This window comes from Alteraurantiacibacter buctensis (assembly GCF_009827655.1).
Classification (GTDB): domain Bacteria; phylum Pseudomonadota; class Alphaproteobacteria; order Sphingomonadales; family Sphingomonadaceae; genus Alteraurantiacibacter; species Alteraurantiacibacter buctensis.
In genome coordinates, this window is the sequence record NZ_WTYV01000007.1 from 132,676 (window position 1) to 143,812 (window position 11,137).

11 protein-coding genes are annotated in these 11,137 nt (G+C 67.7%); 5 read left to right on the top strand and 6 right to left on the bottom strand.

The features are described from left to right. Positions 1-33 precede the first annotated feature (33 nt). On the bottom strand, positions 34-663 hold the full coding sequence (hisH, locus tag GRI99_RS15745) for an imidazole glycerol phosphate synthase subunit HisH (protein ID WP_160773019.1): 630 nt from the start codon (positions 661-663) through the stop codon (positions 34-36). Beyond that, positions 656-1,249 (bottom strand): imidazoleglycerol-phosphate dehydratase HisB, encoded by a 594-nt coding sequence (hisB, locus tag GRI99_RS15750; protein ID WP_160773020.1) that lies wholly within the window; start codon positions 1,247-1,249, stop codon positions 656-658. The genes hisH and hisB overlap by 8 nt, the downstream gene beginning before the upstream one ends. A 105-nt stretch (positions 1,250-1,354) precedes the next feature. Here hisB and GRI99_RS15755 point away from each other — a divergent pair, with 105 nt between their 5' ends. The 3 genes from GRI99_RS15755 to gmk are packed head-to-tail and all read left to right on the top strand — an operon-like array spanning position 1,355 to position 2,875. Then, positions 1,355-1,840: an SspB family protein gene (locus GRI99_RS15755; RefSeq protein ID WP_160773021.1), complete on the top strand. Its 486-nt coding sequence runs from the start codon at positions 1,355-1,357 to the stop codon at positions 1,838-1,840. Beyond that, positions 1,837-2,199, top strand: a complete 363-nt coding sequence (locus GRI99_RS15760; protein WP_160773022.1) for a hypothetical protein — start codon at positions 1,837-1,839, stop codon at positions 2,197-2,199. The genes GRI99_RS15755 and GRI99_RS15760 overlap by 4 nt, the downstream gene beginning before the upstream one ends. A 31-nt stretch (positions 2,200-2,230) precedes the next feature. Then, positions 2,231-2,875 carry a guanylate kinase gene (gene gmk, locus GRI99_RS15765; protein ID WP_237438396.1) on the top strand — a complete coding sequence of 215 codons (645 nt, stop codon included), beginning with the start codon at positions 2,231-2,233 and terminating at the stop codon, positions 2,873-2,875. A gap of 7 nt (positions 2,876-2,882) precedes the next feature. On the opposite strand, the gene GRI99_RS15770 is transcribed toward gmk, so the two are convergent. After that, positions 2,883-5,279, bottom strand: coding sequence for a S8 family peptidase (locus GRI99_RS15770; protein ID WP_160773023.1), 2,397 nt, complete (start codon positions 5,277-5,279; stop codon positions 2,883-2,885). A 179-nt stretch (positions 5,280-5,458) separates the two neighbouring features. Between GRI99_RS15770 and dapD the strand changes: the two genes are divergently transcribed. Both dapD and GRI99_RS18545 read left to right on the top strand, forming a co-directional pair. Further along, positions 5,459-6,298, top strand: a complete 840-nt coding sequence (gene dapD / locus GRI99_RS15775) for a 2,3,4,5-tetrahydropyridine-2,6-dicarboxylate N-succinyltransferase (protein WP_160773024.1) — start codon at positions 5,459-5,461, stop codon at positions 6,296-6,298. Between the two features lie 85 nt (positions 6,299-6,383). Continuing rightward, positions 6,384-6,578, top strand: coding sequence for a hypothetical protein (locus tag GRI99_RS18545; protein ID WP_202393151.1), 195 nt, complete (start codon positions 6,384-6,386; stop codon positions 6,576-6,578). Between the two features lie 246 nt (positions 6,579-6,824). Here GRI99_RS18545 and GRI99_RS15780 read toward each other — a convergent pair whose 3' ends face one another. From GRI99_RS15780 to GRI99_RS15785, 3 genes are all read right to left on the bottom strand, one after another. After that, the gene (locus GRI99_RS15780; RefSeq protein ID WP_337192943.1) at positions 6,825-8,087 is read right to left on the bottom strand and encodes a dipeptidase; all 1,263 of its coding nucleotides are present in this window, start codon (positions 8,085-8,087) and stop codon (positions 6,825-6,827) included. 52 nt (positions 8,088-8,139) lie between these two features. After that, a complete protein-coding gene (locus GRI99_RS18550; protein WP_202393133.1) occupies positions 8,140-8,370 on the bottom strand; it encodes a hypothetical protein in 231 nt (76 codons plus the stop codon). Between the two features lie 82 nt (positions 8,371-8,452). Further along, the coding region (locus tag GRI99_RS15785; RefSeq protein ID WP_202393134.1) for a beta strand repeat-containing protein at positions 8,453-11,137 on the bottom strand (2,685 nt) is incomplete at its 5' end.

Genomic DNA, 11,137 nt, shown 5'->3' on the forward strand with positions numbered 1-11,137 from the left:
CGGGTGAGGTTAGCGTCGGTTCCGTGTCCGGTTCTAAGGCTGCCAGGTCAGGAAGCGGGCCAGCAGGTCCAGGCCATAGCGCTGGCTCTTTTCCGGGTGGAACTGCACGCCCAGCAGGTTGTCGCGGGCCACGGCCGCAACCAGTCCGCCGCCGTGATCGGTCATGGCCGCCACATCGCGCCCGTTCTCGGCGGCGAAGTGGTATGAGTGGAGGAAGTAGGCCTCGCCGCCTTCCAGCAATTCCGCGCCATCGTGATGGGGCGTGGGGGCCACATCGTTCCAGCCCATGTGCGGCACCTTGATCGCGGGGTCGGTCCGCTCGATCAGCCGCACCTCGCCGGGGATCCAGCCAAGCCCCGCCGTTTCGCCATGTTCCAGCCCGCGCGTGGCCATCAGTTGCATGCCAACGCAGATGCCCAGGAAAGGCACGCCCTGCACCATCACCCGCTCGTCCAGCGCCTCGACCATGCCGGGGATGCCCCACAGGCCTGCCGCGCAGGCCCCGAAAGCGCCCACGCCCGGCAGCACGATGCGCCGCGCGCCGCGCACTACTTTCGGGTCGGCAGTAACGGCAATCCGCTCGGCCCCGGCGGCCTTCAGCGCGTTGTGGACCGAATGCAGGTTGCCCGCGCCGTAGTCGATCAGCGCAATGGCCTCAGCCACCTAACTGCCCCTTGGTGCTCGGCACCGCGCCGCCCTTCCTCGCATCCAGCTCCACCGCCGCGCGCATGGCGCGGGCAAAGCCCTTGAAGGCGGCTTCGGCCACGTGGTGGTTGTTGGTGCCGTAAAGCTGCTGCACGTGCAGCGTCAGACCGGCGGCTTGGGCGACCGAGTGGAACCAGTGGTCGATCAGTTCGGTATCCAGTTCACCCAGCTTGTCCTGCGTGAAGCGGACTTTCCAGACCAGGTAAGGGCGGCCGGAAATGTCCAGCACCACGCGCACCAGCGTCTCGTCCATCGGGCTGTGCGCCTCGCCGTAACGGCCGATGCCCGCCTTGTCGCCCAGCGCCTGTGCCAGCGCCTGGCCCAGCGCGATGCCACTGTCCTCCACCGTGTGGTGCTGGTCAACGTGCAGGTCGCCATCCACCTTCAGCGTCACGTCGATCAGCGAGTGGCGGCTGAACTGCTCGATCATGTGGTCCAGGAAGCCGATCCCGGTGGCCACATCATAGCGGCCCGTCCCGTCGAGGTTGACCTCGACCAGGATCGCGGTTTCGGCGGTCTTGCGCTCTATACGGCCTGTTCGCATGGCCTTCGCCTATAGGCCGCCCGCACCCCTGTGCAAGGTGTTGCGCGCAGGATAATTGCGCCCTGCTCCTTGACCGCAGGCCAATCGAAAGCCACCTAGCCCTTTATGAGCCAGGATATGCCCGACAGCCTCATCCCCTATGACGAGATCGTGCAGGAAGCGCTGCGTGCCGTTGTCGGCCGCGTGCTGGGCGAGGTGGAGGCTGCCGGCGGCGTCCTGCCGGGCGGACACCACTTCTACATCACCTTCAAGACCCACGCCCCCGGCGTGCAACTGCGGCAGGATCTGAAGGAACGCTTCCCGGACGAGATGACCATCGTGCTGCAGAACAAGTTCTGGGGCCTGAAGGTGGGCGATACCGGCTTTTCCGTGGGCCTCAGCTTCAACCAGCGCCCGGCAGAACTGATCATCCCCTTTGCCGCGATTACCGCCTTCGTCGATCCGGCGGTGGATTTCGGCCTGCAGTTCCAGGCCGCCGCCACGGAGGTTGATCCCCCGGTGGTGGACGAGCCCGACGAGGGCACCCCGCCCGCTGTCGTGGCGGAAGACGGATCGAACGTGGTCACGGTCGATTTCGGGCGCAAGAAGTGATCTTCCGCAAGCGCCGCAAGCCGAAGACCAAGGAAATGGCCAAGGCCGGCGGCCACCCGCTGCTGCGCATCCTCACCACCGATCTCGCCCTGCGCGCCGGCAGTTATGCCCTGCGGCGGGCGGTTGACCAGGGCATGGTGCGGGGCAAGGCCGCCGCCGCCGTGCCCGATCACAAGCCTTCGGTGGGCACCCGCGTGCTCACCGCCGCCGCCTCCACCATCGCCACCCGCTCTGTACCCGGCGCGCTGCTGGTCGGCTCCGGCATCCTGGTCCACACCCTGTACCAGCGCGGCAAGGCGCGGCGGGCGGAGAAGCTGCTGAATGCCACAGGTGTGGGCGGAACGCTGCCGCCCACTTGAAATGCCGCGCCGCTTGGCGGCATGAGCGCGCATGACCGACTCTTCGACCGCACGAGATCTGGCCCGGCGCGGGCTGATGTTCATCCTCTCCTCGCCTTCCGGCACCGGCAAGACCACGATCGCCCACATGCTGCTGAAGCAGGTGCAAGGCATCGGCATGTCGGTTTCGGTCACCACCCGCCCCATGCGCCCGGGCGAGGTGGACGGGGTGGACTATCACTTCGTGGACGGGGACGAGTTCGACCGCATGGTGGAAGCGGGCGAGTTCCTGGAATGGGCCCGCGTCTTCGGCCACTGCTATGGCACCCCCAAGGCGCAGATCAAGGCGGGCCTGCGCGAAGGGCATGACTTCCTGTTCGATATCGACTGGCAGGGCACCCAGCAGCTTTACCAGCGGGCTGAGACCGACGTGGTGCGCGTGTTCCTGCTGCCGCCCAGCATTGCCGAGCTGGAAAACCGCCTGCGCGGCCGCAACACCGACAGCGAAGAGGTGATCCAGGGCCGCATGGATCGAGCCAAGGCCGAAATCAGCCACTGGGACGGCTATGACTACGTGGTGGTCAACCGCGACATCGACGAATGCTACGCCAAGGTCCGCACGATCCTGGAGGCCGAGCGCATGCGCCGCGCCCGCCAGACGGGCCTGGTGGATTTCACCCGCGAACTGATGCGCTGAGGCGCTGCTAGAAGCCGGCGCTCCAGCGCAGGGCCACGCCCCTGTCGTCTGGCGCAGCGGCCACGTGGCCGGGATCGCGCCGCCAGAACAGGCTGGCCGCCGCCTGTCCGAAGCCAAGCCGCCCGGTCCAGGCCAGCTCCGCATCGACCTCACGCCCGCTGGGGGCCAGGTTCAGCCGCTGCGGGGCATAGCTGCCTGACAGGGTGGCATAGTCCCAGCTCACCGGCAGCAACAGGTTGATGCCGCCGCCCTCCACCCGCAGCGGTTGCGACAGGCGCAGGGCCAGCCGGTCATCCGCCGCCAGCACGCCGGATCGCGCCACGTCGAAGGCAAAGGCGCTGGTGCGCACCCGCGATCCCGCCGCCAGCAGGCCACCGCCGCGCGCGCTGGTGTGGCCCGCACGCATCGATCCGCCCAGCCGCCAGCGGGGGGCGAAGGCCCAGCCGGCACTGGCATCCACGAACAGGCTGTCCGCCCCGGCCAGACCGAAGCCCTGCTGCATGGCCAGGCCCAGCATCCGCTGGTCCTCGGCCATCAGGCTGATGCCCAGCGCCGTGTCCACCGCGCCCAGCCGCCGGTCCAGCGCCAGCGAGACGATGCTGACCGGGCGGCTGTCCTGCCCGTCGGCCCCGCGCATTTCGGCCAGCCGCCGCTCCGCCTCGCTGGCCCAGGTGCGCCCGCGCTCGGCGCTGGCGGTCAGGCCCCAGGCGCCGACCTGGTGGCGCACCGCCAGGCTGCCCTGGCTGGCCTGCACGAAGCCAAGGTCACCCCGGCTGTCACCCGCCACCATGAAGGCGGGGCGCTGCTGGCCCTGCAGGCTGGCGACGATGCCATCGGCCCCGCGGGCATAGGCAAAGGCCACCTGCGTCCTGGGTGAAACCTGCATGGCCATGCTGGCGGCCAGCACCCGCGCCCGCTCTGCCTGGCCGGGCAGCAGCCGCAGCGAGGCAACCGCGCCGGACCCGTCCACGGTGAACGCCATCGAGGCATGGGCATTGCCCGCCGCCAGCGTGCGCTGCCCGCCGGCAAGCGCGCCATAAAGCACCTGGCGCTGCTGCGCGGGGCCGTGGCTGGCCGCCAGCCGTGCCTCGAAGGCGCGGTCGTATTCGTCGGTAATCACCGTGGCCAGGCTGGCCGGGGCCAGTGCGTCGCCCACGGCGGGGGAACTGGCCAGCACCGCCTCGCCCAGCGCCACCGCACCCTGCCCGCCGGGGATCGCGGTGGTGCCCACCGGCTGCATGGCGGCGGCGATGTTCATGATGCCCCGGCCATAAACGGCATCGCTGCCGGTATCGCCCGCATCGAAGGTGGTTCGCAGCAGGATCTCGGCAATCTGCTGCCCGGTCAGGTTGGGAAAGGCCTGCGCCAGCAGCGCCGCCGCGCCCGATACCTGCGGCGCGGCAAAGCTGGTGCCGGACACGACATAGACGAACCCTTCGTTGTCCACGTACATCGTGCCGTCCTCGTAGGTGCAGCACACGTCCTCGCCCCGCGCGGCCAGGTAGAACTGCTGGTCCGCCCCGGCGCGGTTGGAAAAGTCCGACATCTGGTACTTGTCGTCGACCGAACCGACCACCAGCACCGCGCCGTTGCCTTGGGCGACCAGCTGGCGGGCGAAGTCCTCCAGGTGGGCGAACCCGTCATTGCCCGAAGCCAGCACCACCAACACGCCCGCTGCGGTGGCGTTGCGCACGGCGGTCTGCAATTGCACGGTGGCCCCGCCCTCGCCGCCCAGCGACAGGTTGATGATCTTCGCCCCGTTGGCAGCGGCATGGTCCACCCCGCGGGCGATATCGGCATCGTTGAACGCACAGTCGCCATCGGCGGCGCTGTTGCCGTCGCTGACGCAGGATCCCGGCTCGTCGCTGCGGATGGCCATGATCGTGGCGTTCCAGGCCATGCCCAGCACGCCGGTGCCGTTGCGCGCCGCTGCCGCCGCCAGCGCCACCTGGGTGCCGTGATCGTCGGTCGCGTCAAGCTGGTTGCGGGTGGCGAACAGGTCGGTGGAGGCGGATGACAGGCGGCCGGCAAACTCCGGATTGTCCACGTCGATCCCGGTATCGACCACGGCAATCGTCACGCCCGTGCCCGTAGCCCCGCCGGCCCAGGCCACGTGGGCATTGTGCTGCTGCGGCCCGTCCGATCGGCGGAATTCGGCGGTGTTGTACTGGGCGGGCACCGCGCTTTGCGGGAAGCCCACCGGAGTGGGCGTGGGCGTGGGGGTCGGGGTCGGCGTGGGAGTTGGCGTGGGCGTGGGAGCTGGCGTGGGCGTGGGCGTGGGGGCCGGCGGCGGGGTCACCACCGGGCCGCCCCCGGTGCTGCCGCCACAGGCCTGCAACAGGCCCATGGCCATGAGCAGGGCGGCACTGGCGGTAACACGGGCAAGCTTGCGGTGGCGCGGCATCGGCTGGATCTCTCGGGCGGGGGCAGCGGCCAGTTGCAGCCGGCAAGCCTAACTTTGCCTGAACGTGCCCCTCCGCCCCCGTGCTGGCAAGTGGCCCTGTATCAATGCGGCCCTGCACGCTTGCGGCCAGGCCCCTTGCAGGCTAGCGGCAGGCGCGAACCGATCAACGGAGTGGGATCATGAGCAGCAAACTGGAAACCGCCATCGAACAGGCCTGGGAAGCGCGCGACAGCGTGACCCCCGCCAGCGCCGACGTGCGCGCTGTGGTCGATGCCGCGCTCGACCTGCTCGACAGCGGCCAGGCCCGCGTGGCCGAGCCGGATGGAAACGGTGGCTGGCAGGTCAACCAGTGGCTGAAGAAGGCCGTGCTCCTGTCCTTCCGCCTCAACGACAACGTGGTGGTTGATGGCGGCGCAGCGGGCGCGCCCGCGTTTGACAAGGTGCCCAGCAAGTTCGCCGGATGGGACGATGCGCGCTTCCGTGCAGGCGGGTTCCGCGTGGTGCCCGGCGCCGTGGTGCGGCGCGGCAGCCACATCGGCAAGGGCGTGGTGCTGATGCCCAGCTTCACCAATATCGGCGCCTATGTGGGCGATGGCTCGATGGTCGATACCTGGGCCACGGTCGGCTCCTGCGCGCAGATCGGCAAGAACGTCCACCTCTCCGGCGGCGTCGGCATCGGTGGGGTGCTGGAACCGCTGCAGGCCGGCCCCGTGGTGATCGAGGCCGGCTGCTTTATCGGCGCGCGCAGCGAAGTGGTGGAAGGCGTGCGCGTGTGCGAGGGAGCGGTGCTGTCTATGGGCGTGTTCATCGGCGCATCGACCAAGATCGTCGACCGGGCCACCGGCCAGGTCCACATCGGCGCGGTCCCGCCCTACAGCGTGGTGGTGCCCGGATCCATGCCCGGCAAGCCGCTGCCCGATGGCACCCCCGGCCCCAGCCTCTATTGCGCGGTGATCGTCAAGACGGTGGACGCGCAGACCCGCGCCAAGACCGGGATCAACGACCTGCTGCGCGACTGACCGGCACGATCATATGGCATGGCGCGCCGGAACCGGCGGCCTGCCTGCTCGTAGTTTCCCCTGAGGGATTACGAGGATCGTTGCCATGACCGAATTTCGCCGTGAAACCCATGTCGATGCCGAAAAAGCCCGCGCGGGCGAAACCTCGCACGTGGTCCGCTGGGTGCTGGGCATCAGCCTGACGCTGGCGGTAATCGCCATGTCCGCCGTCTGGCTGATCCCCACCCTTACGAACGACCGGACGATTGACGAGGTGCCGGTGGACACTACCGGCGGCTGATCCTGCACGTTCCGCTATCGGATGAGGCCTGGCAGCGATGCAATACGCGTCCTGTGCACATCGTCCCATCCTGGCGAGCCTTTCAAGGCCGTACACAACCTGGTGATGGCCTGGGAAGTCGCGCAGGACGACCCCGTGCAGGAAATCCGGCTGTAGTGGGTCGCTCCCGGCTTCGCGTCCGAGAGCCCCTACGGGCAATGGGCGCGGGGGCGGTGCCCCGCCGAGTTCGAGCTTCCGGGCCTGAGGCTAGTCCACCGGCGTCTCGATCGGGGCCAGTCCATGCTGGGTGGCGGCATAGGCCTCGGCCTCGCGCATCACCCGCAGGATATTGCCATTGGCGATCTTGGCCAGGTCCTGCCGGGTATAGCCACGGCGGGCCAGTTCCACGAACAGGGCCGGGTAACCGGCGGTGTCCTCCATGCCGACAGGCCCGGTGGCCATGCCGTCATAGTCGCCGCCGATGCCGATGTGGTCGATACCGGCGACATTGCGGATATGGTCGATATGGTCGGCCATCGTGGCCACGGTGGCCTGCGGGGCGGGGTTCGCCACGTCCCATGCGGCCAGGGCTTCGGCGACGGCCTGCGGCTGGCCGCGCCAGAGGGTTTCAAGCCGGGCCCGCTCGGCCGCGCGCAGCGCGCCATGCTGGCGCAGGTCCTCGCTCAGGTAGTCGGGCAGGCCCACGACCATCACTAAGCCGCCTTCCTGCGGCAGCCGCTCCAGCACGCTGTCGGGCACGTTGCGCGCATGGCCGTTGACCGCGCGCGCGCCGGAATGGCTGAAGATCACCGGTGCGCCGGTGGCGTTCATGGCATCGTGCATGGTCGCCTCGCTCACGTGGCTGAGGTCGATCAGCATGCCCAGGCGGGCCATTTCCTGCACCACCTGCACGCCGAAGTCGGTCAGCCCGTCATGCTGCGGCACGTCGGTGGCGCTGTCGGCCCAGGGGATCGTCCGCGAATGGGTCAGCGTCATATAGCGCGCGCCCAGGGCATGCATCTGGCGCAGCACGGCCAGGCTGCCGGCGATCGAGCTGCCGCCTTCCATGCCCAGCAGGCTGGCGATGTGGCCGCGGCGCATGGCGGCTTCCACTTCGTCGGCGGTGGTGACGAATTCCAGGTGATCGGGATAGCGGTCGATCAGCCGCTTCATGACGTCGATCTGTTCCAGCGTGGTTACCGCCGCCTCGTCCGGCGGCAGGTTGGCCGAGACATAGACCGACCAGAACTGCGCCCCCACCTGGCCCTGGCGCAGGCGCGGCAGGTCGGTGTGCATCCGCGTGCTGCCGTAGGATTCGGGCACATCGGTGGTGTCGTTGAAATCGAACGAGCCGATGACGTTGCGGTAACGGTCGCGCAACTGCTCGGGCACGTCGTTGTGGCCATCGAACACCGGCGCGCTGCGCAGGGCGGCAGCGGCAACGGCTTCGGGCGATTGCTGGGCCAGCGCGGGGCCGGCCAGGGCCAGGGTGGCAGCAAGGGCGGCAGTGGACAGGTGATGGCGACGGATCACGAGCAAGAGGTCTCCTGACGGGGCTGGACCGTTCACGGGACGGAACCGTTCACGGGACTGGACCATAATGGGGCCGGGCCGTGCCATACGGCAGCGGCGCGGCCAATACGGCGATTAGCGCACTAGGCGGCCCGCCGTCGAGGGGCAGCGTCACGGCCCCTGCCGCGCCATGTTCGATCACCCCGGTGATAACGTCGACCGAAGGACGCTGGGTGGCGATGATCAGGTGGATGCCGGCGGCACGGCTCTTCTGCGCCGGCCCGGCCCGGACTTGCCGCAAAGCCGGCCGCCAAAAGCAGAGCGGCGGCCCTCTCCTGCCGGAGAAGGCCGCCGCCCGTTGAAGTTACCGAACCGCTAGCGGATCAGAACTTGATGCTGGCGCCCACGCCGCCGCCGACGGCGTCGCTCGAGAAGCCGACATTCGCGCCGATGCCAAAGCCGGTTTCGGTGACGAACTGGGCGCGGATTGCACCGGCGACTTCGCCCTCGAAGATACCGGCGCCGCCAGCAAAGCCACCCTCACCGTTGGCCAGGTTGAGCGGAGCGGCGTTCATGGCAAAGCCCATCGCCACGCCTTGGAAGGCACGCTTCACATCACCCTCGAAGCCCGCAATTCGACCGGTCAGGACGTCGACCCGCGCGTTGACGGTATCGATGCGTGCGTTGAGCGTGCTTACTGCGCCATTGAGCTGACCCACGTTCACCGCATCGGTCACCGCCGAGCCGGCCGCCACGCCGGTTACGCGACCGGTCGAGCTGTCGAGACGGATGCCACCGGCCACCACGTCGCCCGTGACGGTGACGATGTCACCGGCAGTGGTCGAGATGTTGCCGGTGACCGAGGCGCTGCCGGCCACGGTGAGGTTGCGGCCCACGGCCAGGTCCTGGCCGATGGTGGCGTTGCTGGTAACGGCCAGGGTGCCGGTGTTGGTGGTGGTGGCGTTGATCGTGGCGGTGGCGATGGTGCCGCCGTTGATGATGTCACCGCCATCGAGGTTGATGCGGCCGCCGCCGGTGTTGATGTTGGCACCGCTTGTGGCGATGCCGCCGTTGGCGAACAGCACGCCGTCAACAGCCAGCTGACCGCCCACGGTGGCATCGCTGACCACGTCCAGGGTGTTGGTGCTGATGTTGTCACCGTTGATGATGTCACCGCCATCGAGGTTGATGCGGCCGCCGCCGGTGTTGATGTTGGCACCGCTGGTGGCGATTCCGCCATCGGCAAACAGCACGCCTTCGACCGTGGCGTTGCCATTGAGCTGGGTGTCACCATTTACAGTGAGCGTGCCGCCGACCGCAGAGTTACCCGCCACCGACGAATTGCCACCCACGGTCAGATCGCTGTTAGCACCGACCAAGGTCACGTCGCCTGTCACCGACTGGTTGCCGGTCTGGGTCAGGTCGCCCGTCAGGCCAACGTTGCCGTTAAGGGTCGTCGCACCCGTCTGCACCAGCGTTCCGGTGTTGGCGATGCCGGCCGTGGTGGTCTGACCGGTCACGTTCAGGGTGTTGTTGACCGTGGTCGCCCCGTTCAGCGTAGTGGCGCCATTCACAGTTGCACTGTTGTTAACAACCAGATCATCGGTTGTGATGGTCCCACCGTTGATGATGTCACCGCCATCGAGGTTGATGCGGCCGCCTCCAGTATTGATGTTCGCACCGAGGGTGGCGATACCACCCGTCGCAAACGTAACACCAGTTACTGTCGCGTTGCCCCCAACATTCAGGTCGCTGTTAGCGCCAACCAGGGTGACATCACCTGTCACCGATTGGTTGCCGGTCTGGGTCAGGTCGCCGGTCAGGCCAACGTTGCCGTTAAGGGTCGTCGCACCCGTCTGCACCAGCGTTCCGGTGTTGGCGATGCCTGCCGTGGTGGTCTGTCCGGTAACATTCAGGGTGTTGTTGACCGTGGTCGCCCCGTTCAGCGTGGTGGTGCCGTTGACAGTGGCGGTGCCACCCACGGCCAGATCGCTGGTGGCACCAGCCAGGGTCACGTCACCCGTAACCGTCGCGTTACCGTTCTGGACCAGCGTGCCATCGTTGGTGATGCCATCGGTGGTGGTCGCGCCGTCAACGTCGAGGTTGCCGGTCACCGCCGAATTGCCGGCCACCGACGAGTTGCCGCCGACCGAGAGATCGCTTGTCGCGCCTACGAGAGTGACGTCCCCGTTCATCGTGCTGGTGCCATTGACCGTGAGGCCGCCAGCGCCCGCAGTGATCGAATTACCCGAGATGTTGCCCGAAGCGGTTAAGGTCTGGGTATTGATCGTGGTCGAGTTAAGCGTGGTGATGGTGCCGTTGGTGGCGGCAACAGTGCCGAAGCTACCGGTGTTGCCCTGCACGGTACCAGTCGTAGTGACGATATCACCCGACAGTGTGGTAATGTCACCCGACAAAGTGGTGATGTTACCCGTACCGGTCGAGAAGTCACCGCTGGTCGACAGGAAGTCACCCGTGGTGGTGGTGACGTTGCCGGCACCGGCATTCACGTCGCCGCCGCTGGTGTTGATGTCAGCACCGTTGGTCTGGACACCGCCATTCAGCGTGGACAGCCCGGTCACGGTTTGCGTTCCAGCCACAGTCGTGTTGCCGGAGAAGCTGCCGTCAACTGCCGACACATCGCCGGTGAACGTTCCGTTGCCGGTATTGTCGACGTTGAAGGTGGTACCCACACCTGGAGTGGTGCTTGCCACATTCATGCCGGCATCAGTGAGGGTAACCGTGGTGGAACTGGTGCCACCATGAAGCGTCAAGCTGTCATTGTCGATTTCAACGTAGCTAGTTCCAGCACCCGAATCGAGGGTGAGGGCACCATTGGTGCCCGAACCAACCACGGTGGGGGTGGTAATCGAGGTTGCCGCCACGGTTCCACCGGTCACGTTGCCCGTCAGGTTACCGGTCACATTGCCAGCCAGGTTACCGGTCACGTCGCCGGTCAGGTTACCGGTCACGTCGCCCGTCAGGTTGCCGGTCACATCGCCCGTCACGTTGCCAGCCAGGTTACCGGTCACGTCGCCGGTCACGTCGCCCGTCAGGTTGCCGGTCAC